The following is a 24,752-nucleotide window of genomic DNA, read 5'->3' on the forward strand; positions in this document are numbered from 1 at the left end:
CTCCCCCTGCGCCCGTCCGTTGAGGCCCTACACGCACTCATGGTTTCGCTGGTTCGAATCCAGCTCTCCCCGCATGCTGGGGAGATGGCCGAGTGGTCGAAGGCACCAGACTTCAACTCTGGCGAATCAACCCAATACGGCTTCACCACTCGGGCGCATTCCCTTCTACTTCCTCGATAGGACATCGAGCCCCTTGAGCTCACTCAGCGAGACCGACGCCTGTTGCGGCGGGCAGCTCGTGTGAGCGCATCCAGCGCCTTGAGCAGCTTGCGGTATGAGCGCGAGCGCCGCGCCATCGCGGGCGTGAAGGGCAGTACCCCGGTGAAATCCGGCTGATCCGTCGTCTCCTCATAGGGACGTCCGAGCAGTTGGGTGAGACGCTTCTTGCAATCACGAATGGTTTCGATGTCCGAAAGTGGCGTCGGCAGCCGACTACCCCGCGGTATGCGTGTGGTTCGCCGCAAGCTGGCCAGGGAGGCGAGAAACCAGGCTTCGTACTCCCGATTGGCGACGACCACCTCAATGGGGATGTGGGGCGCGATGGCTCGAGCACGCCGAAGGAGCTCGGGACCCAGTCCAGGACGAGAGGGTGTCCTGGCGCGCACCAGGCATTCGTCATCGGAATCGAGCATGACGAGAATGCCATCAGGCCGCTCGCTCGCCGCCATCTCGACGTAATACTCGATCCCCAACGCGTCATCGTCATCGTGGGGACACTTGAGAGCTCCGGAGCCCGAAGCACGGATGGCGAGATCGGGTGTCTCGAAGTCGCGGAACCCGCGGTGTTGGAACCAGCGGCGCAGGAGGACGGGGACAGCAGTCTGCTCGCCGTGCCCCTCGACAATGGCAAGGATTCGGAGCTTGGGACGCATCGTCACGGGGCCGCGAAGAAGTCGCCCTCAACGCGCTCGGAGTCCTTCGCGGTGAAGAGCGCATTCGTACGGAGCAACCTGCCGACGGAGCGCGGCGGTCGACTCATCTCCTCCGCTCCCGGACTGAGCTTGAAGAGCTGACTGCTCCCCTCACGCCATTCGACGACGCGAACCTGCTCGGGAGTCACGGAGGGGTGACTCAAGGCCTCGGGACTGTGTGACGTCAGGAGAACCTGGCAGCGGCTGGTACTGGCCGCGATGGCATCCAGCAGGACCCCCAGCGCGGCGGGATGGACGGAGTCCTCGACCTCCTCAATGCACACGAGCGCTGGGGTGGGCTTCTGCCGAAGCGCCAGGAGGATGGCCAGACAGCGCAGGGTTCCATCCGACATATCCCCAACGTCGAAGACGACTCCGGCGGTCTTGCTCTTGTTGTATCGCTGATGGAACCGGATGAGCCGTCGACCCGCTGCGGTCTCCGACCTGACCCTGACGATGCCGGGAGTGATGGCCGCGAGGTGCTTGTTGATCCATGCGGCATCCGCCTTGTTCCGTTCGAGGTGGTGCAGCACATCGCCCGCGTTGCCGCCGCTCCGGTTCAGGATGCTCGCACCACTGACGGGCGGCTCCGCCCGGATTGCTGACGGAGAGAGGCTGTAGGCACGAACACTCGTTTTCAGTGCGTCCAACAGGGCCCGCCACAAAGCGGCGTGCTCAGCGGCGAACGGAAGCGCCAAGGCGTCCCGTGATGTGGCACGAACACCATGGGGCATGACAACGCCACCGAAACGCCAGTCGCCCCGGCCAGCGCGCGTGAAGTGCTGATAAGCAGCGTGTGCAACCTCCTTCTTGACCTCGAACCCCAATCCGCCTCGTGTTGGACCGATACGAAAGCCGTAGGTCACGGTGGCATCATCAGCAAGGATGCTCTGAGGCGCTGGGAGCTCAGTGCGGTGCAATACCGCAGCGAGATATTGACGGGACAGCCGCAGGCGGATGACGACTGCGAGTTCTTTCGCCTCGCGTGCGCCGTGGTGCAGCAGAGCCTGGACTCCACCCCGGCGCTCCAACGCATTCGCCAATGAGTCGCTCAGCGCATCCCGAACGAACTCCAGCGCGTCGATGAGCGTGCTCTTGCCGGCCCCGTTCCGCCCGACCAGGACAGTCAGATCGTCGAGTTGCAGGCGGGCGTTCTCGAAGGCCCTATAGCCCGAGAGCCGAAGCTCCTCAATGTGGACGCGCGCGAGGTCACTCATCTCCGAGGGGTTTTATCCACTACACCGCGCGGTGCCTACTGGAGCCGCATGGGATTACATGCGCTTTGTCCGGGAGAGATGCTCGGCAGCGGCCAGGCCCGCGCCATCGAGCGAGCCCCAGAGGGTCCCACAGCTTCACCGCGTGGTGAAGGCGAGGTCGTCCACGTCATCGAACACGCCACCGGGGCACGGCTCGGCGCTTCCCGCGTAGCGGAACACGCCTCGCACCGCCTGCTGCGCGCCCACCGGCAGCACGTACGTGGCCGACAACACCTGCGCCCTCGGTCCGCTCGGGGTGAGCGTCGTCAGGTACGTCCACGCCGGGTTGCGCGCGTCCGCCGTGTAGTACAGGTCCAGCCGGTTCGCCTCCGGCTCCGCGTACGCCCATACCGAGGCCTCCACCCGCACCGTCTTCCCCGGCGCCAGGCTGCCCCCGTCCACCGTGCTCACCCGCAACCCGTCGAGCGCCTCGTCCCGCTCGCGCGAGCCGCCCTCGCCATCCTCACACGAGCCCCCCAGCGCGTTGGGCGCGTGCGGCTCCGGGCCCATCCGCCCCCGTCCCACCAGCAGCGCGCCCGAGTCGCACCCCGTCGTCGCCCCGTCACACCGCGGCGCCCGCAGCTCCGCGTCGTACTCCGCGCGCTCCACGCCACAGCCCTCCGCGCCACAGGCGGGCGCCACCGTGCACGGGCCGCACTCCAGCATCCCGCCGCAGCCGTCCGGCACCGCGCCGCACGTCTGGCCCGCCGCCTCGCACGTCAGCGGCGTGCACACCCCCGGGTCGTACCGCTCGCTCGTGGCCAGCGTCCCCTGCAAGTCATTGGAGCCGCCCACCACCAGCACCGCGCCCTCCTCCAACAGCACCATCCCCGCGCCGCGCCGCGCCGCCCGCAGCGACGGCTCCGCGCTCCACGTGTCCGCCGCCGGGTCGTAGCTCTCCACCGACGCGAGCGCCCCCGTCGACACGTGGAAGCCTCCCGCCACCAGCACCCGCCCATCCCCCGTCACCAGCGCCCCGTGCGCCTCGCGCGGCGTGCCCGGCGCCGCCACCAGCTTCCACTCGCCACCCTCCGGGTCGTACAGCTCCGCCGTGGCCGCCGCGCGCGACGTCGTGCCCCCCACCACCAACACCCGCCCGTCCGTCAGCATCGTCACCGTGTGCCCCGAGCGGTGCGTCCCCGCCGCGCCTCCCACCGGGCCCGCCTTCGCCCACTGGCCGCTCGCCACGTCGTACAACTCCGCCTGCAGCCCGCTCACGAAGAGCACCTTGCCGTTGCCCAGCACCACGCCCGTGCGCGCCCCGCTCCGCGCCGACGTCGGCGCTCCCGTGCGCGTCCACTGGCCCGTCGCGGGGTCGTACAGCTCCGCCGAGCGCACCGGGTGCCGGTCCACGTCGAAGCCTCCCGCCACCAGCACCCGCCCATCCGGCAGCGCCACCGCCGCCGGCTCGTTGCGCGCCTCGGCCATCTCCGCCACCGGCGTCCACCGGCCCGTGCCCGGGTCGTACACCTCCGCACTCGCCAGCGCGCCAAAGGACGCCGAGTACGTGCCGCCCACCACCAGCACGCGCCCATCCTTCATCCGCACCGCCGCGTGGTTGCGCCGCGCCGTGCGCATCGCCCCCGTGCCGCGCCACGTGCCCGTCGCCACGTCGTACACCTCGCTGCTCGACAGCGTGCGGCTTCCATCATGTCCTCCCGCCGCCAGCACCCGCCCGTCCGCCAGCACCACCAGCGGCAGCAGCTTGCGCGGCGTGGTCAGTCCTCGCGCCACGCGCTCCTCCGACAGCTCCTCCGGCGGTGGCGCCGAGCTGCACGAGAACACCAGCGTGAAGAGCGCCAGCATGGCGCAGGACGTCGAAACCCTTTTCATGACCCTTCCCACTCCGTTGCGAGAGGGACGGGTCTACACGCCGGGTCTGACATCCCCGGGCTCGAATTCCCCCGTGATTCCCGGGGGTTATCTGCCTCTGTATGACAGACCTGTCAGGTCGTGCCGCGGCTCGTGCCGCGGCTCGTCATGGGCCCGGCATGGCACCGTCATGCACCGGGTTGATCCGCGTCCAGCGCCTCCACGTTCACCGGCTCCGCGTCCATGCCGTTGTGGTGCCGCGGAGGCAGCGCGCCCCCGTCGTCATCCTCCAGCTTCAACAGGTGCGGGGTGCGCTCGAGGTACAGCTCGCCATCGCGCACGTAGCGCACGTCCGCGAACTCCACCAGGAACTCGTCGCGTGACAGCAGGCGCGGCTCCAGTTCGAAGTGGGTGTCACCCACCGCGCGCACGCGGCCCAACTTCCGCCCGTCCAGGTCCCGCACCACCATGCCCTCGCGGACCAACTCCTGCTCCAACATGACACGTCCTCCTCGCGAGCCCCCGGGCCCTCCCGCACCGGGTCACGCCTCTCTGAGTGGGGAACACCCGGCACCACGGCAAGCGCCGAAGACTGGCAGGAGGGGCGACCCTGGGCTCGGGGGAATGCTCCCCACCCCGGCTCACATGCGGCGTGTGCGCGTGCGGAGTCCGCGTGGCGCGCGGTGCCTAATGTCTCCAGGGAAAGGAAGGATCGCCATGCTCCTGGAGATGACCGCCGTGGAGGCCCGCGAGCTCAAGGAGGTCCTCGACACGTCCTTGCGCGAATTGCTCGATGAGATCGCCCACACCGACCACCGCGCCTACCGCGAGATGCTGCAGGCCCGTTACAGCCGGCTCGAACAGCTCAACCACCGACTGGAAGCCTCCGTCGAGAGCGACCAGGTCTACGCCTGAGTCCGCCCCGGGGCGCCCAGGGCTTGCATGAGCGGTGATCCCGCCAGGCGGGAAAGGTGCGCGCCCCCTGCGGGTCCGGCATGCTTCCGGAACGACGGAGCACCGGCAACCCCGGTCCCTCCCGCGGAGGCACGCTGTGACGACACCGGCCGCACCCATCCGCTTCCTCCTCTCCCCCTCGCTCGGGGAGGTGAAAGAGCACGTGCGCGCCGAACTCTTCAGCCGGGCACTCACCCAGAGGCTGGGCCGCCCGGTGGTGGTGGAGCTGGCGCCCTCGTACGAAGCACTGGAGCGGGAGCTGGTGGAGGACCGGGTGGACCTGGCCTGGGCCACGGCCGAGCAGTGCACCACCTTCGAGCCCCAGGCCCGGGCGGTGCTGCGCGCGGTGCGGGCCGGGCGCTGGTACTACCACGCGGCCCTGGTATGCCGGGCGGACCGGCCGCTCACCTTGAAGATGCTGAAGGGCACGCGCGCCGCCTGGGTGGCCCCTCGCTCCACCGGGGGCTACCTGCTGCCCGCACGCCACCTCACCGAGCGGGGACTGCCCCCGGCGGCGATCTTCGCCGAGGAGCGCTTCCACGGCACCTACCGCAAGGCGCTGCTCGCGCTGCTCTCCGGCGAGGCGGACGTGGCCTCCATCTACTCGAGCCACCCGGAGGAGAATACCGTCCGCGCCTACCTCGCCGAGCACCTGGGCGCGGACGAGCGCCGGCTCATCCCCTTCGAGTTCACCGAGCCCACGCTCTCGGACGGGCTCATCCTCACCTCGCGCCTGCCCGAGGCGGACGCGGCCACGCTGGTGTCCATCTTCACCACGCTCGCGGGCGGCGGCGCGGGACTGGAGCCGCTGCTGGGCCTCTTCGACAGCGAGGGCTTCGTCCTCGCCTCCCCCACATCGCCCCGGACTCCGCCTCGGTGGAAGGTGCAGCGGGCGGAGTACCTGGCCGTGGAGCTGGACGCGCAGGAGCGGTGCATGCGGCTGTGGACGCCCACGGGCTCGGCCTTCGGGAAGGATCTGCGCCACGCCGAGGGACGGTCGCTGGAGGCGGTGCTGGGACCCGAGGCGGGGGACGCGCTGGTGGCGCTCGCGCGCGCCGCGCGGCTCAGCGGGGTGGGCGGACGGGTGGAGTACCGCCTGGAGGTGGAGGGCGAGACGCGCTGGTACGCGGCCGAGGCCACGGTGCGCAGGCCAGCCGGCGGCTCGAGTCCCACCACGGCGCTGCTGGTGCGCGACGTCACCGAGCTGCGCGCGCTGGAGGACGAGCTGTACCGGCTGGCCTCCTTCCCACTGTTGCACCCGGAGCCGATGCTGGAGCTGGGCCCGAATGGAGAGCTGCGCTACGCCAACCCGGCGGCGCACACCGCCATCCCGGACCTGGTGGTGCGGGGCGCGGGACATCCGCTGGTGGAGGCGGCGCTCGCGTGGGCCCGCCGTGGCGTGGCCCCGGGAGAGACCCCGCCCATGGTGCAGCTGGGCGGCAGGTACTGGGAGCTGATGGTGACGCCGCTGCTGGATCCCGAGGGCCTGCGCGTGTTCGCCAAGAACGTGACGGCGCGCAAGCAGATGGAGGCGCAGCTCTTCAAGGCGGACCGGATGGCGGCGCTGGGCTCGCTGGCGGCGGCGGTGGGCCACGAGATGGGCAACCCGCTGGCCTACATGCTGGCGAACCTCCGCTTCGCGCGCGAGGAGTTGGGGCGGCTGAAGCAGACACTGCGCGCGCAGGGCCACGAGCTGGCCGGGGACCTGGATGACGTGCTGGAGGCGCTGACCGAGGCGACGGACGGAGCGGACCGGCTGAAGACGATCGTCCAGGATTTGCGGATGCTGTCGCGCGCGCCGCCGGAGCACCGCGAGCCGGTGGAGGTGGTGCCACTGCTGGAGCACGCGCTGAGCCTGGTGCGTGGCGAGCTGCGCCACCGGGCGCGGCTGGAGAAGGACTTCCGGCCGGTGCCACTGGTGGAGGGCGACGAGGCCCGGCTGGGTCAGGTATTCGTGAACCTGCTGCTCAACGCGGTGCAGTCGATGAACGAACTGGACGCGGCGCGCAACGTGCTGCGGGTGGCGACGTACACGGGACCGGCGGGCGAGGTGGTGGTGGAGGTGCAGGACACGGGCGTGGGCATGCCGCCGGAGGTGCTGGCGCGCCTCTTCGAGCCCTTCTTCACCACGCGACCGGCGAGCATGGGCCTGGGGCTGTCGGTGAGCCACGCCATCGTGACGAGCCTGGGGGGCACGCTGCGCGCGGAGAGCCGCGAGGGCGTGGGCACGCTGCTGACGGTCATCCTCCCCGCGGCGCAGCACCCCTGAGACCCACCCGGGGAGCCCGGGCCCCTGGCACGCCCATGGCTCGAGGGAGCCGCTCCAGCCGGGGAGCATCCAAGGGAGCGAGCCTCGGAACCGAGAGGACGAGCAGGGTCGTGCGCCTGGATGGGCGAAGTATGCCTTTGACGCCCGTCCGGAGGCAGGATGGAGTCCCCATCACCATGATGGTTCACATCCCCAACGTCCTCTCCCCCGAGCAGGTGGCCCGCTGCCGCGACGTCTTCGCCCGGGCCTCCTGGGAGGACGGCCGCGGCACCGCCGGGCACCAGTCCGCCCAGGTGAAGAAGAACCTCCAACTCCCGGAGAACAGCCCGCAGGCACGTGAGCTCGGCGACCTCGTGCTGGAGGGACTCGAGCGCAGCCCCCTGTTCATCTCCGCCGTGCTGCCGCAGCGGGTCTTCCCCCCGCTCTTCAACCGCTACGACGAGAGCATGAACTTCGGCTCGCACGTGGACAACGCCATCCGCCCCATCACTGGCACGTCCATCCGCCTGCGCACCGATGTCTCCGCCACGCTCTTCCTCTCCGACCCCGAGAGCTATGACGGCGGCGAGCTCGTCGTGGAGGACACCTATGGCAGCCACTCCGTGAAGCTGCCCGCCGGCGACCTCATCGTCTACCCGGCCTCCAGCCTCCACCATGTCACGCCCATCACCCGCGGCGTCCGGCTCGCTTCCTTCTTCTGGGTGCAGAGCATGATCCGCGACGTGTCCCAGCGCGCCCTGCTCTTCGACCTCGACATGGCCATCATGCAGCTCAACAAGGAGGTGCCCAAGAGCCCCTCCCTCGTCATGCTGACGGGCGTCTACCACAACCTCCTCAGGCAATGGGCCGAGCCCTGAGCCACCTCTCCCACCCGCCCCTCGTTCTCCACCCGCCACTTCCCCGAGAGCGCGGACCCGACTCGCGTCCTCCACAGACCACTCCTTCCGGAGTGGGTCGACTCTGACCCTCCCCTCGGATTGACGATCTGTTCATTGTGGGCTAGGAGCAGAAGTCTCTACAAATGAGAATGATTCTCAATTTCCATGTCGGGATGGACGGAGGGGAGACGGTAGCCGGGGAGGAGCGCAGGCCGTCCGCGAACCTCTTCCGCATGGGCGAGTCCCCGAGTGGAGAGAGCGAGCGCTGGGGAGCGGCCCTGCTGATCGCCGCGCTCGTCCACGTCGGAGTGGCGCTCGTGTGGCTCGCGGTGCCCGGCACCGCCTCGCAGCCCCCCGCGACGCCCGAGGAGCCGGAGCTGGTGTTCTTCAGCTTCCTGCCCCCGCCGCCCCCCGCGGCGGGTTCCGCGACGTCCCGTGCGGCACAGCCCGAGCGGGTGCGGCGCCATGCACGGGCCCGCCCCGTGCGCCCGGTCGTCGCTTCGACGCTTCCGATGCCCGTTCCCACCCCCGTGGAGGCCCCGCCGGTCGAGGCCGCGAATCCCGAGACGGTGCCGGAGACGGCCGACGAAGCACCGGCCGCCGATGAGGCCCCGGGCGTGGTCGGTGGCACCGAGGGAGTGGGAGGTGTCGTCGCGGGAATCGTGGGCGGCGTGATCGGCGGCAGGGAGGGCGGGCTGGTGGGGGCCACGGGAGGCTCGGCGCTCGACCTGACGCAGGTGGCACGTCCCCCGCGGGTGCTCCAGCAGCTCAAACCGCACTACCCCCGGCGGGCGAAGTCCGATGGCATCGAGGGGCTCGTCATGGTGCGCGTCATCATCGGAACCGATGGGCGCATCGAGTCCGAGCACACGCGGGTGATCCGCTCCGTGCCCGAGCTCGACGCCGCGGCCATCTCCGCCGTCAGCCAGTGGCGCTTCTCCCCGGCGATCGGCAAGCAGGGGCGGCCCGTGCGCGTCATCGTCGAGATTCCCGTCCAGTTCTCCTTGAAGTGAAGCGGTCCCCCATGCGCATCACCCTTCGCAAGCTCATCTTCTGGCCGCACCTGATCTCCGGCATCATCGCGGGGATCGTCATCGCGATCATGTCCATCACAGGGGTGGCGATCGCCTTCGAGCATCAGATCCTCGACTGGGCCGACCGCGAGTCGCGGCAGGTGCGGGTCCCCGCGCCGGACGCGGCCCGCCTGTCCATCGACGAGCTGCTGACCCGCGTGCGCGCCGCCAGGCCCGAGGCGCAACCCTCGGGCGTGACGGTGTACTCCGAGCCGGACGCCGCCGTGCTGGTGAGCACCGGCCGCTCCAGTGGCGTGTATGTGAATCCCTACACGGGCGAGGTCCGGGACCAGGGAGCCCAGGGCTGGCGTAGGTTCTTCCATGTCATGGAGGAGTGGCACCGGTGGCTCGGCGCCCAGGGCGACAACCGCGCGATGGGCCGAGCCGTCACCGGCGTCTGCAATGCCGCGTTCCTCTTCCTCGCCATCACCGGCCTGTACCTGTGGTGGCCTCGCAAGTGGACGATGAAGACGGTGCGGCCCACGCTCTGGTTCAGGGGCGGACTGCGCGGCAAGGCACGTGACTTCAACTGGCACAACGTGATCGGCTTCTGGTCCCTGCCCGTGCTCATCGTCCTGACGGCGACGGGCATGGTCATCTCCTACAAGTGGGCCTCGGATCTCGTCTTCACGCTCACGGGCAACACGCCCCCCGCCACCCAGGGCCCGCCCACCGCCACCCCGGTCAAGGTCCCCACGCCGCCGGAAGGTGCCAGACCGCTCGGCCTCGACGCGCTCTTCACCGAGGCCCGCAAGCAGGCGCCCGCCTGGGACAACATCTCGCTGCGCATGGGCGGCGGACCGCGCGGCAATGCCCCCCAGGGCCAGGGTCCGCAGGGCCAGGGTCCGCGGCCCGGCAAGGGTCCCGGTGGCGGCGAGGCGCGCGGAGACGGTGGCCCGCGGGCGCTCGCCTTCTCCATCCGGGAGACGGGCGCATGGCCGCTCTTCGCCTCGACGCAGGTGTCGTTGGATCCCTTCACCGGCCAGGTGCTGCGCCGGGAGACCTTCGCGGACAACAACCTGGGTCGGCGGCTGCGCACGTGGATGCGCTTCCTGCACACGGGCGAGGCGCTCGGGTGGATGGGTCAGCTCGTCGCCGCCCTCGCCTCGCTGGGGAGTGTCCTCCTCGTGTGGACTGGCTTCGCCCTCTCCTGGAGGCGGTTCTTCCCGCGCCGGCAGGCCCGCGCCTCTCCCTCGGAAGAAGCCAGCGCGACGTCGGAGCAGTCCGAGCCGACGGCCTGAGCTCCTCCCGCATCGCTGACACGCACGCCGGGGCGAGGAGCCCTGGCCGCGCCATGCGTTCCCTCCACCCGGACACACACCTCGCGCAAGGCCAGACATGAGTCTGGCCGTGAAGCTCTCACGCTTCCGGTGCCACCCCGAGTGAAAGGGATTGAAATTCCTCAACGACAGACGAATCCGGTTGATTCAATCCCGGCAATTAATTACGAGAATCGTTCTCGAATTCTAGCAGTTTCGAGGAGTACAAGAATGTCTTCCACCAAGGCCAGCAGGACGGGCATCCGCTCGACGAAGGGTGTTTCAGGAGGGGTGCGCGGAGCGCTGTGGCCCTTGGGGCAGACGGCGGTTGGACTCGCCTCGGCGCTGGCCGCGAGTGGCGCGCTCGCCCAGGAGACGACGCCGCCCGCAGACGCACCACGTACCGAGCAGTCGGCGCCGGCCGCCCAGCCGTCGCAGGAGGGCGCCCAGGACAAGTTCGTGCTGCCCACTGTCCAGGTGGAGGAGGAGGCGGAGAGCTACAACGCCCCGGAGAGCACGCTCACGCGTCTGCCGAAGCCGCTCGTCGATACGCCGCAGACCGTCACCGTGGTGCCCGAGACGATCATTGAGGAGCAGCGGGCGACGACGGTGCGCGAGGCCCTGCGCAACGTCTCCGGCATCACCGTCAGCGCGGGTGAGGGTGGCCGCCAGGGAGACATCTTCATCCTCCGTGGCTTCTCGGCGCAGACCGACACCTTCCGTGATGGGGTGCGCGACCTGGGCTGGTTCACTCGCGACACCTTCAACCTCGGCGGGGTCGAGGTCTTCTTCGGGCCCTCCGCCGTACTCTTCGGGAGAGGCTCGACGGGCGGCGCGGTCAACCTCGTCACCAAGCGGCCGACGAAGCGCTCCATCCGGGACGTGAGCCTGACGGGCGGCACGGCGCCCTGGGGCCGCCTCGAGCTGGACGTCAACCAGGTGCTCAGTGACGACGTGCAATTGCGCGTCAACGCGGCGGGGCAGCTCGCCCGGACCGCGGGCCGTGACATCGTCGAGCAGAACCGCGCCGCGGTCGCTCCCGCCGCGCGCATCGCGCTGGGACAGAACACCACGCTCGACCTCGACTACCTCTACCAGCGGGAAGAGGGCATCCCGGATCACGGCCAGCCCTACTTCAACGGATACCCGCTCACCAACAGCCTCGGCGTTCCGCGCGACACCTTCTATGGCGTGGAGGACTCGGACACGTTGAGGGTGAATGCCCACGTCGCCACCGGGCGCATCCAGCACCGGTTCGGCGGAGGCACGGTGCTGACCAACACGTTGCGCTTCGGCTCGGTGGATCGCTTCACCCGGCCCACGTCGCCGCGCGGGCTCGCTCCGGCCGCCGCCCCCGTGACGGTTGGCCGTGAGCGCTACGAGACCGAGACGGACAACGCCAACCTCATCAACCAGACGGACTTCCGCGGGGTGTTCCAGACCGGCATCCTGAGGCACACCGCCAATGCCGGGCTCGAGCTGGCCTGGGAGACGCGCAACCAGTACCGCGACAACCTGCGCGCGGTGGGTCTGCCCACCGGGCCGAACCTCCCCGCCGACCTGTTCGAGCCAGATCCCTCGCCCGACCTCTCCCCGCTCACCCGCGTCTTCAGCACCGCCAATGAGACCCGGCAGTGGACGATCGGCGCCTATGCCTCGGAGCAGCTCGAGATCTCCCGCTACGTCGAGCTGCTCGGCTCCGCGCGCTTCGACCTCTTCGATACGGACTACACATCGGAGAACAGCACGCACACGGTGACCCGGCTGGAGAACCGGGACGCGTTCTTCAACTGGCGCGCCGGCGTCGTGCTCCACCCGCTGGAGAAGACGAGCCTCTACGCGATGTATGGCACCTCCTCCAATCCCTCGGCGGAGGCCGGCACGCTCCCCAGTGGGACGGAGAGCCTCGAGCCGGAGCGCAACATCATCTACGAGATCGGCGCCAAGGCGGACCTGCTCGAGGAGCGGCTGGGCCTGACCGCGGCGGTCTTCCGCATCGACAAGACGAACGCGCGCGTGGCGAACACCGACCCCGAGGGGCCTCCTCAAATCCTCGCGGGCGCGCAGCGCGTGCAGGGCTTCAACGTCGGCATCGCGGGCACCATTACCCAGCGCTGGAGGGTGCTCGCCAACTACACCCATATGGACTCGGAGATCCGCGAGCATACCAACGCGTACCTCGTGGGCCAGCCGCTGCCGAACACGCCCAAGCGCAGCCTGTCGCTCTGGACGACCGTCAATCCGCTGGATGACCTCACGCTCGGTGGCGGCGCCGTCTACCAGGACGTGACGACGGTGAACAATCCCACCGCGGCCAACGTGGCGATCAACAAGGTGCCCAACTTCTGGCGCTTCGATGCCTTCGCCAGCTACTCGTTCGGCAAGCTCGGTCTCCAGCTCAACGTGAACAACATCACGAACGAGCTCTACTACGACCAGTACTACGGTGGGCACGCCGTGCCGGCCGAAGCGCGCTCGGCGAGCCTGACCGCCCGGTATAGCTTCTAACTCCCTCTCCCCCTGGGAGAGGGATTATTGTCGCGGGGATGTTGTCGGTTTCCCAGGGGCACTCCTTCGCTCTCCAGATGGCCTCTCCTCCGGGCCGTTGAACGTTGGTAGGCTGTCCGCTTTCGAGCGGGCAGCCCCAACGCTTCTCTCGGCGGAGGACCCAGGCCATGCAATTCACCGTTACCGACCCGCCGCCGCCGACACAGTGGGGATACCTGCTCGGCATGCTCCTCCACCTGGCGGTGTGCACCCTGCTCGTCGGACCTCCCCTGCTCCTGTGGCTGCGACGGAGCCGGGGAGATGCCCGCGACGTGCTTCGCCTCACGTCCACGACCACTCTTCCGGTCGGCCGCATCCAACGCCTGCGCGAGCTCATGGGCTGGTTGCTTCCGACCCTCGGACTGTTCATCTCCCTGGCGGGCGCGGCGGCCTGGGGTTGCGCTGTCCTGTTCACCGACGCGGAAAGAACCCGCTCCAATCCGTGGTGGAACTCGGAAAGCAACCCCTTCAGCCCCATGTGGGACGCGAGCTTCGTGGCGGGGCTGGTGGGGTTCTATCTGCTCATCTTCTCGGTGCGAGGGTCCTCCTCCTCGCGAGGTGTGCTTCGCGTGGGTACGAGGATTGGACGGGGTGGGCGGAGTCATCGCCGCGTCCGCTGCGTGTCGTAGCGCCCCCATGCGCCTGGGGGTGAACCATGCCCGCTGAGATGGCGCGAAAGTGGGTGCCCCTGGTGCTCGGGGCCGTCGTGTTGTCCACCGGCTGCGTCACGGTGACGACCCCCATAGGACGCGGCACGCTCCTGGACCACAACCCACGTGCAGTGCCCGGGCTGGCCATGGCCATGGTGAGCCCGGCTGAAATGACCGCGCGCGCGGTGGCCAGCGGGGCCAGGCAGGCGGACGCCTTCGAATACCTGCTGCTGCTCGCGGGCCTGGACAATGTCAACGACGCGCCACCGCGAGGCGCGCCCCTCACGCCCCAGGAGGCGGCCCGGGTGTTGGCGGTGCTGCTGAACAAGCCCGTGACGCTGGGTTCGTTCCCGCCGCGCATGGCCGTCTGCCACCTGCTGCGCGAGGTGCTCGCGGGTGGACAAGTCTCCCGCGAGGAACTGTTGCGCCGCATGGAGCGCTTCAGGAGCGTGGCCGTCCTGCGGCCGGACGGCTACCTGGCCTGGACACTCAACGGACGCACGCAGCAGAGGGTGGGCTCGGTGGAATGGAAGGAGGAAGCCTTCCGCGCGGGCTCCTTCGAGCTCGGGCGCTTCTACACCGCCAATGGGTGGGTCTTCCGGCGGGCCGACACGCACCTGCGCCCCGTCATGCAAGGGCCCGGGCTGGTCGAGGTGTACGACGACGCCGACTACATCGGCCGCTCGCTGGATGGCGCGGAGGAGGCTTTCGTCGAGCTGTACCATGCCATGGGCCAGTTGCTCACGCGCCCGCTGGACGGCCTCGCGGCGCTGCAACACCTCCCCTCGGGAGTCGCGGCCCTCATCGCCTCCTCGCCCGAGTACCTCGAGCGCTTCCGGTACATGACTCGGGGCGAGCAGGTGAAGGCGACCTCCAAGCTACTGACCCACCTCATCGTCACCTTTGGCACCGCGGGAGGCACCACCAGCACGCTGACGCGGGCGTTGGGCGGGCTGGAGGCCACCGTGCCGGTGCTCTCCCTCTCGGCCGAGGGTCTGCTGGTGGTGGAGCGCATCGCGGTGCCGGTGGGGAAGGTGGGCACGGTGCTGAGCGGCGCGCCCGGTGCGGCCATCATCCTCCAGCGGGCGAACGCGAGTGGGCGGATGCCCTCACCCGTGCCGGGACCGGGCCAGTGGGGGCCTGCCGAGGAGTCCATGTCCGCTCGGGCTCGCGCCTACCAGGAGCAGATTAGCGGGCACTCGGCCAACAAGGCCTACTGGGTGGGTGGAGTGGGCAGGAAGAGCGGAGGCGTGAGGTTCGACGGCTTCAAGGACGGCGTCCTGCTCGAGGCCAAGGGGCCCGGTTACGCCAACAAGTTCCTCGACAACCTCGAGCCCAGGCCGTGGTTCAAACCTTCAGGGGCGAAAGCCCTTGTCGATCAGGCAAGGCGCCAGATTGCGGCCGCCATGAAGACCGGTACGCCCATCCGATGGCACGTCGCGGAGAAGAAGGTCGCCGATGCCATTCGACTCTTGTTCAAGAGAGAGAGGGTGTACGGAGTCCAAGTGGTCCATACACCCGCTCTCTAGATAGAAGCGTGCTCCATGGCGAAGACCTACAAGCGAATCGACTCGTACTATGCCGGTGCGTATTGGGGACCCAGGAAGGAGACGCCGGAAGAGTGCGCCCGGCGCGCGGAAGCATTCTTGGCCGCCATTGCGAATATCGACCCGGCTTTCTCTCAATGGTTCGAGGGAGGCAGGTCGCGCAAGGATGCACTGAAGCGACCCATCGAGCCCTCCGGCGAGGCCCTTGAGAAGCGGGTGCGGCGAGGCAGGGATCGTCAGTTCGAGTCTCTCGGCTACTCTGTCTGGGCGTGGAACGGTGCGCCCGACGACTACGACGCGTGCGGCTTCAATTTCTACTGTGGCGGCTATAGTGAGGGGCAGTCCAACTGCTGTGTGGTCGATCTGCCAACCCGGGGGCCGAACGCGGAGCGAGTGCTGAGCGTGCCCGTTCTCACCGGGCTGGTTCGGAGCATGGCGCTGGCCTGGGAGCCGGACTCCGCCATCGCGACCTCAACGATGCACCGTGATGCGGTGTCACCTGACGGCATCGCGGAAACATTCGTGGGCTGGCTCATGTATTTCCCGCACAGCCGGGGCAGGGTTCCGCCGCTCCCCGCCCCCGTGCGTATCGAACCGGTGGAGGACAAGGGAATGCTCATCATCCTCACGCCCGAGCGACTCACTGCGGAGAACCCCGAGCACGTCGAGCTCGGCCAGCGCGTCCACGAACTGCTGAACAAGGCCGGACTCCTGCGGCCTGTCGTTTCATGACACGGCGCCGTCGCCGGACATGAAGAAGCGGGGCCGCGTCCGCGCCACACTCTGATAGCCTCGCGGCACGGCGCCCCCGCCGCTCCCCCATGCGCTGCCCGGTCTGTCACCGTCGCCTCGCCCCCGGCGACGCCTGTCCCCAGCACGCCCAGAGGCCCCGGCCCGCTCCGGCGCCCGAGCCCTTCGCCTTGCCCCAGGTGCCCGGCTTCCAGTTCCGCGCGCCGCTGGGCTCGGGCGGCTTCTCCCGCGTCTTCTCCGCCCTGAGCGAGGAGGATGGACGCGAGGTCGCCCTGAAGGTGGCGCTCGGCCCCTTCTCCGCGCGCTTCGCCCGGGAGGCCGCCGCCCTGCGCCGCGTGGGCCCTCCCACCGTCCCCGCGCTGCTCCTCGAGGGCACCACCGACGGCCGCTCCTTCCTCGTCCTCGAGCGCCTGCGCGGTCAGACGCTCGCCGCCTGGATGGCCGCGCTCCCCGGCTCCGGCGCCGCCCCCCTCTCGCACGTGGGGGAGCTGCTCGCCGGCCTGTGCGCCGCCCTCGAGCGCGTCCACGGCGCGCGGCTCGTCCACCGGGACCTCAAGCCGGAGAACGTCTTCCTGCGCGAGGGTGGCGCGCTCAGCCTCCTCGACTTCGGCCTCGCGCGCTTCCTCGATGCCTCCGACCCCGACGAGCCCGAGGCGTCCGTCAGCCTCACCCGCACCGGCCAGCGGCTCGGCACCGCCTTCTACATGGCCCCCGAGCAATGCCTCGAGTCCCGTGACGAGGACGCGCGCTCGGACCTCTACGCGCTCGGCGTCCTCCTCTTCGAGCTGCTCACCGGGGCCCCGCCCTTCACCGGCGGACCGGACGAGGTGCTGCACGGCCACGTGAACCTCCGGCCTCCTCGCGCCTCCGAGCGAGCCCCCGTGCCGCCCGCCCTCGATGAGGTGCTGCTGCGCTGCCTCGCCAAGGACCGGGCCGCGCGCTTCGGCTCCGCCGCCGAGCTCCTCGCCGCCTTCGACTCCGCCCGCCGCACCGGCCCCTGCGCTCGGCCCACCCCCGAGGACGTGCTCGCCCCCGCGCGGACCCAGGGCGTGCGGACCGTGGCGCTCCTCGGCGTGCGGAGCGAGCTCGGCGTGGACCAGCTCGCCGCGGCCGTGGCCCCCGAGGGCGGATTGCTCGCGCGCGTCCACCCGGGCCGCTACCTCCTCGCCTTCCCCGAGCACCCCTCCGCCGAGGCGGGACTGCGCGCCGCCGCCCGCGCCGCCCGGCAGCTCACCAGCGAGTCCGGCACCACCGCCGTCCTCCACCTCGCCGAGCTGCGCGTGCGCCCCGGTGCCTCCCTCACGCGCATGGCGGGCGAGGCCCTGGAGCAGCCCGACTCCTGGTGGCCCACCTCCGAGGGAGACGCGCCCCTGCGGGCCACCCCCGAGGCCGCGGCCCGGCTCGGTGAGGGCGCGACGACGCCCGGCCCGGCGGATGCCCCGCGACTCACGGGAGACTCCTCCCTCACCCGGGGGCCCGCGTCGGCCGAGCCCCCTCCCCTCCTGGGCCGCGATGCGCCGCTCGACACGCTGCGCTCCGACGTGGCCCGCTCCTTCTCGGGCCAGGGCCCCGGCCTCTCCGTCCTCACGGGTGAGCCGGGCCTCGGCAAGACACGCCTGCTCGACGCGCTCGCCGCGAGACTGGAGTCCGAGGGCCACGCCCGCGTCCTCCGCCTCGCCGCGCCCCACCCCGATGCGTCCGCACCGGACGCGCTCCTCCAGTCCCTGTGGGCCCGCTGCGACAAGGACACGCCCCTTCCCTCCACGCCCTCCGGAGCCCGGCGCCACGCCCTCGCCCGCACCGTGGCCGAGGCCCTGCGCCAGCTCGCCGCCCGGCAACCGCTGGCCCTCCTCCTGGACGACGCGCACCAGGCGGACCCCACCAGCCTGGACGCACTGGAGATGGCCACGCTCGCCGCGCCCGAGGTGCCGCTCTGGGTGTGCACCGCCGGACGCCCCGAGCTGCTGGGTCTGCGCCCCCTGCTCGGCGAGCGCTCCGGACACTCCGCGCACCACGTGCTGCCGCCCCTCGCGCCCGAGGCCAGCCGCGCGTTGCTGCTGCACCTGCTCCGCCCCGCCGAGTTCATCCCCGAGCCGGTGCTCGCCCGCCTGGAACAGCTGACCCAGGGCGTGCCGCTGTCGCTGGTGGAGGTGGCCCGGGCGCTGCGTACCTCGGGGGCCCTGCGCGCCACGCCGCAGGGTGAGTGGTACGTGGCCGCGGACGAGCTGCTGCACGTCTCGGTGACGCCCCTCTTCGAGCGGCTCGCCGCGCGCGCCCTGTCCGTGCTGCCCGCGGCGCACCAGGGCCTGGCGCAGCTGTGCGCGGTGCTCGGCCAGGAGCTGACGGTGACGCAGGTGGACGCGGCGCAGCGGCACCTGGAAGCGAAGGAGGACGCGGCGCGCGTGGCGGGACTGGACGCGGGCACGGGGCTCGCGCGGCTGGAGCGCGCGGGGCTGCTGCGGAGGGTGGGCCCGGCGCGGTACGCCTTCCGCCAACCACAACTGCGCGAGGCCCTCGAGCGCGCCCTGCCCTCCTCCTGGCGCCGGGCCCTGCACGCGGCGGCCCTGCGAGGACTCTCCGGACAGGGAGACGCGGAGCAACGCCAGCGCGCCCGCCATGCCGCGGCCTGCGGCGCGCACGAGGAGTCCTTCACGGCCTGGTTCTCCCTGGGCGAGGCCGCGCGTCGGGCCCACCGCTACGTGGAGGCCGAGCAGGACTACACCCACGCCCTGGCACAGCTCCCCGAGGGAGACACGGCACGGCGCGCCCAGGTGCTGGCCGGACGAGGCCGGGTGCGCTACCGCATCCAGCGTTTCCGCGAGGCACTGGCGGACCTGGGCTCGGCGCGGGCGCTGGCCGGGGCTCGGGGAGACACCGCGCTGGAGGTGGATCTGCTGCTGGAGGAGGCCACCGTCCTGGACTGGATGGAGGACGCGGAGGGCTCGGCGGCGCGCACCCAGGAGGCGCTGGAGAAGGCCGAGTCCCTGGACGACCCACGCCTCTCACTGAGGTGCGCGCTGGCGCGGGGCCGGCTGCACGTGCGGCAGGGCGAGTGGGAGCGGGCCACGCGCGTCCTCACCTCCACGGCCGAGGGCGCCGCGCTGGCCAGGGAGCACGAGACCCACGTCATCGCGCTCACGCTGCTGGGCTCGGTGCTCGCCGTGCAGGAGAAGGCGGACGCGGCCGCCGAGCGCTTCGAGGAGGCGCTGGGCCTGTGCCGTCAGGCGGGGGACGGGCTGCACCTGGCCGCCACGCTCATCAACCGCCCCTTCCTGTGGCGCCTGCGCGCGGACGTGGAGGCCATCGAGCGTGACTTGCGCCAGGCCATCGCCGTGGGGCGGGAGCTGGGCCACGCGCAGGTGGAGCGCTGGGCGGTGGGCCAGCTCGCCGAGTGCCTGCACTGGATGGGGCGCTCCGAGGAGTCACTGCCCCTGGCCCGGCGCGCGCACGAGCTGGGCAGGCGCTTCTTCGCCGAGCACCCGGTGGCGGTGGATGCCGTACTCCTGGCCCGGCTCGGCGCGGCGCGCGGGGACATGGAGGAAGCGCGCGGGCAGCTCGCGTGGCTCGCAGCGCACTGCCCACCCGAGCGCATTCCGCCCAACACCGACGCCCTGCGGCGCATGGTGGAGTTGCAGGTGCGCGAGGCGGAGGCCGGCCCTGGCTCCCACCTGGAGGCCTGGAAGGAGCTGATCGCCGAGGCCGAACCCAACGCCTCCAGCGACGAGTTGACGGAGCTGCTACACGAGGCGACCCGCGCCGCGCTCAGGGCCGGCCGGCCCGAGGAAGCGCGGGAGTGGCTCGCCCGGGCCGAGCGCACCTCGGCGGCCTCCCCTCTGTGGCGGACGCGCCTGGAAGCCCTCCGTGTTGCCTGTGGAGCAACGGGCGTCGGACCCGGACTGTAGCGTCCCAGGCAACAACACGAGCGAGATGCCCACCCCGTCCGAGGGAACGCGGCCTCCCGCCCCCCCTGGCTCGCGCAATGCACGCTCGCGAGATATGACTTCCCGGTCCATGCGAATTTCTTATGATTCCCTGAAGCGTCCGCTATGTGCCCTCGGTCTGGGGGTTTCGCTGTGGCTCGCGTCGATGGGGTGCCAGCCCGAGAGCGAGAGCCCGGCGGAGGCGGAGCCATCCATCCTGTCCGGGGCGGAGCGGGAGTTGCGCATCGCCAACTCGCTCACCACGAGGGCGCTCGTCTACAACGCCATCTCCACCAACCCCCCGGCGAGAGCCCTGGTGGCGAGCAACGGGCTGGCGGGGTTGTTCGATCCCTCGTCGGGCTACGTGGACCTGAAGCGGCAGCTCCTGGACGTGGATGCGCAGCACTTCATGTCGTACCTGGTGGGCTGCGCGTTGAAGGAGACGCAGAGCATCACCTGGGTGGACCCGCTCACCTCCACGCTGAAGACGTGGAAGGGCAAGGCGGGCCTGTGTCCCCAATGGGCCGGCGGTGCGCCGACGGATGAGTGCAAGCGCCGGGTATCGGCCTGCATCCTGGCGCGCAACAACGCCTTCGGCCGGCGGGTGGAGCTGTCGCTGCGAGGCGAGGACCCGAGCGACATCACGCGCTTCGCACTGGAGCCGAAGACGGCCGCGGTGGAGCACGACCCGGTCCTGGGGCAGGACGTGCCGAGCTTCCAGGCCTGCACCACGCACCAACTCGGGGTGAACCGGGATTGTGGGTGGAAGCCGGACTACATCGGCCGATGCGTGCCCGGCCACACGGTGCGACTGGGAGCGGGAGGCCGGGCGCCGGACCAGTGCATGGGGGGCCCGGTCCTGGGCTCCCTCAGCGGGGACATGATGCTGCGCGTGTGTGACGGCATCGTCGGCTGCGACGATGGCAGCGCACGCAAGCTCGCGCAGAGTCAGGGCGCGTGCAGCACGCCACAGCCGGCGGTGACCTTCACCTGCCCCGCTTCGGGGGAATTCAACGTGATGACGGCCCCGTATGACAGTTGGCAGAGCGGCACGGCCAACGTGGGGGTGGAGCCGGGCACGCCGGCGGGCACGACCTATAGGCGCTCCGAGAAGGACGTCTTCAGCTACCGGGAAGGGGCCTTCTACGGGACGATCTTCGACGGGGAGCTGGGCACGAAGCAGTACGTGAACGTGACCAGGGACGGCAAGGTGATGGGCAAGGAGCAGCGCATCCAGGGGACGATGTACCCGAAGATGTTCTCCTGTCACGCGCCGGAGTGGAACCAGGGGCTGGCGTACGCCACGCATCGCGTGTGCGCGCAGCCGGGCTCGGGGATGGACTGCGCGGCCACGGTGACGGGGGCGTGCATCAACCCAGGGGACCGGAACTTCCCGGCCTCGATGTGCAAGGTGGAGGATGGGCCGCTCGTCGGCGGGGATGGGGACTTCGAGCAGTGCATGGACCCGAGCCAGAATGAATGGAAGGAGCCCATCACCGTCTACCTCCACGCGCCGTGCGACCTGATACCGGACGGGAATTCCGAGCTCTGTGTCTGGCGGCGCGTGCAGAAGTAACCACCAGGCACCGCGGACATGACGAACCGGAAGGACACACCTGGAGACGCCCCACCCGAGCCCGGCACCCGGGCCTGGTCGCTGTATGGTGAGGAGCTGTCACCGGGGGCGCAGGTGGGCGGCTATGTCGTCGAGAGCACCCGCTACCGGGGCGGCGTCTCGACGCTCTACCGCGCGCGCGAGTCCCGCACCGGAACGGCCGTGGCGCTCAAGGTGATGCGGCCCCAGTACACCGCCTCGAGAGGAGCCCTGCGCCGCTTCCAACAGGAGGCGGAGACGCTGCGGCGGTTGAGACACCCGCACATCGTGGACGTGCTCGAGCAGGGGACGCTGCCGGATGGGCGGCCCTTCATCGCCATGGAGTGGCTGGAGGGGAGGGACCTGGCGGCGGAGCTCGCGGCGCGAGGCCCCTTCTCCGCGCGAGAGGCGCTGGAGTTGCTGGAGCAGGTGGGCTCGGCGCTGAGGGCGGCGCACGGGGCGGGCGTCATCCACCGGGACTTGAAGGCGCAGAACGTGGTGGTGCTGAGCGGGGGAGCGGGGCCGGTGGTGAAGCTGGTGGACTTCGGAGTGGCGAAGCTGCTGGCACCCGAGGAGCCGGGCACGGCGGCGACGAGCACGGGGTTGGTGCTGGGCACGCCCCTGTCGATGGCACCGGAGCAGATTCGGGGGGAGACACCGGACGCGCGGACGGACCTCTACGGGCTGGGGGTGTTGCTGTACCAGCTCGTCACGGGACGGCCGCCCTTCCAGGGAACGACACAGGTGGAGCTGGAGGAGCAGCACATGCATGCCCCCGTGCCGAGGGCGAGTGAGCGGGCGCCGGTACCGGCGGCGCTGGACGAGGTGGTGGGGCGCTGTCTGGAGAAGCGGCGGGAGGACCGGTACCCGGACGTGGACGCGGTGCTGGAGGCGCTGCGCAACGCGGTACGGGGGGACGGGCCGGGCCGGGTGAGGCAGGTGCGGGCGCTGGGGCTGTACATGGAGGCGCGCATCGCCGGGCAGGTGGACGACGCCACGCTGGAGGTGGTGGACGCGCTGCTGGAGCGGGTGCGCGCGCGCATGGATGCACAGGGGCTCACGGTGATGGTGGAGGGGGGCAACTTCCTGCTGGGGGTGGCGGCGTTGCCACTGGGGGCGGACGCGGAGAGGGAGACGCGACGCAGGACACTGGAGCTGGCGCTCAGGCTGTCGGAGGAACCGCACGCGGAGGCGAGGGCGGCGCGCATCTCGCTCGTGCCCACGCTGCACGTGGACCTGGCGACGCTGCGTCTGGACGTGGGGGGCAGACAGGGCCTCGGGGGAGGCCGGCTGCTGCGATTGTCGGCCTGGACAGGGGGACATCCAGGCCACGGCGTCCTGGCGACAGCGTCGGCGCTCACGGGGCTGGAGGGCACCTTCCACTCGGAGGTGCTCTCCAGCCACGCGGGCCTGCACCACGTCACCCGGCTCGAGGCCTGAGCCTCACTTGATGCCGTGCCGCCGCAACAGGCGGTAGAGGTACACGCGGTCCATGTCCGCGCCAGCGGCCGCCTGGGACACCTTGCCCTGGTGGAGCTCCAGCAGCGCGCGCAGGTAGCGCCGCTCGAAGTCATCCAGTGCGAGCCGCCTCGCCTCGGCGTAGGGCACCTTCGCATCCACCTCGGAGCGGCTGCTCGCCGGGGCCACGTCCGTCAGCGCCAGCGTGTCCTCGAACACCAGACACCGCTCCAGGTAGTTGCGCAGCTCGCGCACGTTGCCCGGCCACGCGGCCTGCTCCAACCGCGAGATGAAGCCGGGCGAGCGCAGCGCCTTCGTCCGCTCCGGATCCGCGCCCAGCCCGTCGAGGATCTGCTCCACCAGGAGCTGCAAGTCCTCGGGCCGCTGGCGCACCGGCGGCAGCGGAATGCGCAGCACCGCCAACCGGAAGAAGAGATCCGAGCGGAACCGGCCCGCGTTCACCTCGGCGCGCAGGTCGCGGTTGGTGGCGGCGATGATGCGCACGTCCACCGGAAGGTACGTGTTGGTGCCCACGCGGCGGATTTCGCGCGCCTCCAGCACGCGCAGGAGCTTGGGCTGGAGCTCGGCGGGCAGCTCGCCAATCTCATCGAGGAAGACGGTGCCGCCGTGGGCCTCCTCGAAGGCGCCGATGCGCCGCTGGGCCGCGCCGGTGAAGGCGCCCTTCTCGTGGCCGAACAGCTCGCTCTCCAGCAGATCCGCGGGAATGGCGCCGCAGTCCACGGTGAGGAAGGGCTTGTCGCGGCGGGAGCTCTCCTGGTGGATGGCCTGGGCCGCCTGGCTCTTGCCAGTCCCCGTCTCGCCCTCCAGCAGCACCGTCACGTCGCGAGCGGCGGCGCGCTCCAGCAGGGCGAAGCACATGCGCATGGGCACCGAGGTGCCCACCAGCGAGCCGAAGCGCGTGCGCTCGGACACGGGGAGCCGGTTGCTGTCGGAGCCGTAGTCGAAGCGCACCACCGCGCGGCCCAGCCGCAGGAGGCTGCCGCCCCGCAGGTACCCGTCGGCCACCTGCACCCCATCGAGCATGACGCCGTTGGTGCTGTCGAGGTCCTTCACCCGCGCGCCCCTGGGGCCCACGCGGATTTCACAGTGGAAGCGCGACACCGTGGGATCGTCCAGGGTGAAGTCGTTGCTCGGGTGCGAGCCGATGGAGCACGCATCCGACACCGAGTCCCAGGCCGTACCGGCCCCGGGGCCCTCCACCACGGTGAGGAGGAAGCGCCGGACGGCGGGGAACTCGGAGGAGCGCGGCGCGTGCGCGTAGGGTCGCGTCACACTGACGTCCTCGGCTCCAGGGTTCTCGGGCGGAACACCCGGCGCCTCCCCTCCCTTCTTGGGGGAAGGAGCGCCGTGAACACGATCAATGGGGGGCATGAACAAAGGGTAGCACGCCTCCCATACACCGAGTGCGCCAGGGACGGCTCCCGCCGCTTCCCAGGACAGGGAGCGGAGGAGCACGAGCCCGTGGACGCGCCCGGCGGAACGCGCGACGCTCCGAGGACGCGGAGAACCCCCCCCGATGAAGACCCCTACCGACGACCGCTTCCATATCGAGCTGCTCAAGCTGCTGCTGCACGTGGCCTGGAGCGACGATGAGATCGACCCGCACGAGGCCCGGGCGCTCCTTGGCGCCGCGCGGCGTTGGAAGGTACCGCTGCCGGAGCTGCAACGGCTCGAGCGGTGCCTGGACACGGGCGAGCCCCTCCCGGCGCCGAACCTCGGCCTGCTGCGCCAGCACCCGGACGAGGTGCTCGCGACGGTGCGCACGCTCATCGAGAGCGACGCCTCGGTGCACCTCTCCGAGCAGGAGATGCTCGCCCAGATTCGCGAGCTGCTGGGCCTGTCCCCGGCCTGAA

At 70.7% G+C, this 24,752-nt stretch carries 18 protein-coding genes; 13 read left to right on the forward strand and 5 right to left on the reverse strand.

Annotated features, from left to right (window positions below; translation table 11 throughout):
• Positions 1-203: 203 nt before the first annotated feature.
• The 4 genes from JQX13_RS10715 to JQX13_RS10730 form a co-directional block, all read right to left on the reverse strand.
• Positions 204-872 (reverse strand): DUF4276 family protein, encoded by a 669-nt coding sequence (locus JQX13_RS10715; protein WP_203408937.1) that lies wholly within the window; start codon positions 870-872, stop codon positions 204-206.
• A gap of 2 nt (positions 873-874) precedes the next feature.
• Positions 875-2,128 (reverse strand): AAA family ATPase, encoded by a 1,254-nt coding sequence (locus tag JQX13_RS10720; protein ID WP_203408938.1) that lies wholly within the window; start codon positions 2,126-2,128, stop codon positions 875-877.
• A gap of 135 nt (positions 2,129-2,263) precedes the next feature.
• Positions 2,264-4,000, reverse strand: a complete 1,737-nt coding sequence (locus JQX13_RS53890; RefSeq protein WP_239014674.1) for a Kelch repeat-containing protein — start codon at positions 3,998-4,000, stop codon at positions 2,264-2,266.
• A gap of 167 nt (positions 4,001-4,167) precedes the next feature.
• The gene (locus JQX13_RS10730) at positions 4,168-4,479 is read right to left on the reverse strand and encodes a DUF2171 domain-containing protein (protein ID WP_203408939.1); all 312 of its coding nucleotides are present in this window, start codon (positions 4,477-4,479) and stop codon (positions 4,168-4,170) included.
• Between the two features lie 217 nt (positions 4,480-4,696).
• On the opposite strand from JQX13_RS10730, the gene JQX13_RS10735 reads away from it, so the two are divergent.
• From JQX13_RS10735 to JQX13_RS10790, 12 genes are all read left to right on the forward strand, one after another.
• Positions 4,697-4,894, forward strand: coding sequence for a hypothetical protein (locus tag JQX13_RS10735; RefSeq protein WP_203408940.1), 198 nt, complete (start codon positions 4,697-4,699; stop codon positions 4,892-4,894).
• Positions 4,895-5,030: 136 nt separating this feature from the next.
• A complete protein-coding gene (locus tag JQX13_RS10740) occupies positions 5,031-7,202 on the forward strand; it encodes a sensor histidine kinase (protein WP_203408941.1) in 2,172 nt (723 codons plus the stop codon).
• Between the two features lie 176 nt (positions 7,203-7,378).
• Positions 7,379-8,059 carry a Fe2+-dependent dioxygenase gene (locus tag JQX13_RS10745; protein WP_203408942.1) on the forward strand — a complete coding sequence of 227 codons (681 nt, stop codon included), beginning with the start codon at positions 7,379-7,381 and terminating at the stop codon, positions 8,057-8,059.
• 164 nt (positions 8,060-8,223) lie between these two features.
• Positions 8,224-9,093: an energy transducer TonB gene (locus tag JQX13_RS10750; RefSeq protein WP_239014675.1), complete on the forward strand. Its 870-nt coding sequence runs from the start codon at positions 8,224-8,226 to the stop codon at positions 9,091-9,093.
• 11 nt (positions 9,094-9,104) lie between these two features.
• Positions 9,105-10,394: a PepSY-associated TM helix domain-containing protein gene (locus JQX13_RS10755; RefSeq protein ID WP_203408943.1), complete on the forward strand. Its 1,290-nt coding sequence runs from the start codon at positions 9,105-9,107 to the stop codon at positions 10,392-10,394.
• Positions 10,395-10,643: 249 nt separating this feature from the next.
• A complete protein-coding gene (locus tag JQX13_RS10760) occupies positions 10,644-12,920 on the forward strand; it encodes a TonB-dependent receptor (protein ID WP_203408944.1) in 2,277 nt (758 codons plus the stop codon).
• Positions 12,921-13,087: 167 nt separating this feature from the next.
• Positions 13,088-13,588, forward strand: coding sequence for a hypothetical protein (locus JQX13_RS10765; RefSeq protein WP_203408945.1), 501 nt, complete (start codon positions 13,088-13,090; stop codon positions 13,586-13,588).
• A 26-nt stretch (positions 13,589-13,614) separates the two neighbouring features.
• On the forward strand, positions 13,615-15,138 hold the full coding sequence (locus JQX13_RS53895) for a Tox-REase-5 domain-containing protein (RefSeq protein ID WP_275424990.1): 1,524 nt from the start codon (positions 13,615-13,617) through the stop codon (positions 15,136-15,138).
• 15 nt (positions 15,139-15,153) lie between these two features.
• A complete protein-coding gene (locus JQX13_RS10775; protein ID WP_203408946.1) occupies positions 15,154-15,888 on the forward strand; it encodes an immunity 52 family protein in 735 nt (244 codons plus the stop codon).
• 197 nt (positions 15,889-16,085) lie between these two features.
• Positions 16,086-19,808 carry a serine/threonine-protein kinase PknK gene (locus JQX13_RS10780; RefSeq protein WP_343211147.1) on the forward strand — a complete coding sequence of 1,241 codons (3,723 nt, stop codon included), beginning with the start codon at positions 16,086-16,088 and terminating at the stop codon, positions 19,806-19,808.
• 109 nt (positions 19,809-19,917) lie between these two features.
• Positions 19,918-21,402 (forward strand): hypothetical protein, encoded by a 1,485-nt coding sequence (locus tag JQX13_RS10785; protein WP_203408948.1) that lies wholly within the window; start codon positions 19,918-19,920, stop codon positions 21,400-21,402.
• 18 nt (positions 21,403-21,420) lie between these two features.
• Positions 21,421-22,860 carry a serine/threonine-protein kinase gene (locus JQX13_RS10790; RefSeq protein WP_203408949.1) on the forward strand — a complete coding sequence of 480 codons (1,440 nt, stop codon included), beginning with the start codon at positions 21,421-21,423 and terminating at the stop codon, positions 22,858-22,860.
• Between the two features lie 3 nt (positions 22,861-22,863).
• Here JQX13_RS10790 and JQX13_RS10795 read toward each other — a convergent pair whose 3' ends face one another.
• Positions 22,864-24,270 (reverse strand): sigma 54-interacting transcriptional regulator, encoded by a 1,407-nt coding sequence (locus JQX13_RS10795; protein WP_430384166.1) that lies wholly within the window; start codon positions 24,268-24,270, stop codon positions 22,864-22,866.
• Positions 24,271-24,415: 145 nt separating this feature from the next.
• Between JQX13_RS10795 and JQX13_RS10800 the strand changes: the two genes are divergently transcribed.
• A complete protein-coding gene (locus JQX13_RS10800; RefSeq protein WP_203408951.1) occupies positions 24,416-24,751 on the forward strand; it encodes a TerB family tellurite resistance protein in 336 nt (111 codons plus the stop codon).
• The last annotated feature ends 1 nt before the right edge of the window (position 24,752 follow it).

Origin of the sequence: Archangium violaceum (assembly GCF_016859125.1) — a bacterium.
In the GTDB taxonomy this organism is placed as follows: Bacteria; Myxococcota; Myxococcia; order Myxococcales; family Myxococcaceae; genus Archangium; species Archangium violaceum_A.

What these genes read in the sequence shown, in the direction of transcription:
- JQX13_RS10715 (WP_203408937.1), bottom strand. Translation starts at nt 872, where the DNA reads ATGCGTCCCAAGCTCCGAATCCTTGCCATTGTCGAGGGGCACGGCGAG.
- JQX13_RS10720 (WP_203408938.1), bottom strand. Translation starts at nt 2,128, where the DNA reads ATGAGTGACCTCGCGCGCGTCCACATTGAGGAGCTTCGGCTCTCGGGC.
- JQX13_RS53890 (WP_239014674.1), bottom strand. Translation starts at nt 4,000, where the DNA reads ATGAAAAGGGTTTCGACGTCCTGCGCCATGCTGGCGCTCTTCACGCTG.
- JQX13_RS10730 (WP_203408939.1), bottom strand. Translation starts at nt 4,479, where the DNA reads ATGTTGGAGCAGGAGTTGGTCCGCGAGGGCATGGTGGTGCGGGACCTG.
- JQX13_RS10735 (WP_203408940.1), top strand. Translation starts at nt 4,697, where the DNA reads ATGCTCCTGGAGATGACCGCCGTGGAGGCCCGCGAGCTCAAGGAGGTC.
- JQX13_RS10745 (WP_203408942.1), top strand. Translation starts at nt 7,379, where the DNA reads ATGATGGTTCACATCCCCAACGTCCTCTCCCCCGAGCAGGTGGCCCGC.
- JQX13_RS10750 (WP_239014675.1), top strand. Translation starts at nt 8,224, where the DNA reads ATGAGAATGATTCTCAATTTCCATGTCGGGATGGACGGAGGGGAGACG.
- JQX13_RS10755 (WP_203408943.1), top strand. Translation starts at nt 9,105, where the DNA reads ATGCGCATCACCCTTCGCAAGCTCATCTTCTGGCCGCACCTGATCTCC.
- JQX13_RS10760 (WP_203408944.1), top strand. Translation starts at nt 10,644, where the DNA reads ATGTCTTCCACCAAGGCCAGCAGGACGGGCATCCGCTCGACGAAGGGT.
- JQX13_RS10765 (WP_203408945.1), top strand. Translation starts at nt 13,088, where the DNA reads ATGCAATTCACCGTTACCGACCCGCCGCCGCCGACACAGTGGGGATAC.
- JQX13_RS53895 (WP_275424990.1), top strand. Translation starts at nt 13,615, where the DNA reads ATGCCCGCTGAGATGGCGCGAAAGTGGGTGCCCCTGGTGCTCGGGGCC.
- JQX13_RS10775 (WP_203408946.1), top strand. Translation starts at nt 15,154, where the DNA reads ATGGCGAAGACCTACAAGCGAATCGACTCGTACTATGCCGGTGCGTAT.
- JQX13_RS10785 (WP_203408948.1), top strand. Translation starts at nt 19,918, where the DNA reads ATGCGAATTTCTTATGATTCCCTGAAGCGTCCGCTATGTGCCCTCGGT.
- JQX13_RS10790 (WP_203408949.1), top strand. Translation starts at nt 21,421, where the DNA reads ATGACGAACCGGAAGGACACACCTGGAGACGCCCCACCCGAGCCCGGC.
- JQX13_RS10795 (WP_430384166.1), bottom strand. Translation starts at nt 24,270, where the DNA reads ATGCCCCCCATTGATCGTGTTCACGGCGCTCCTTCCCCCAAGAAGGGA.
- JQX13_RS10800 (WP_203408951.1), top strand. Translation starts at nt 24,416, where the DNA reads ATGAAGACCCCTACCGACGACCGCTTCCATATCGAGCTGCTCAAGCTG.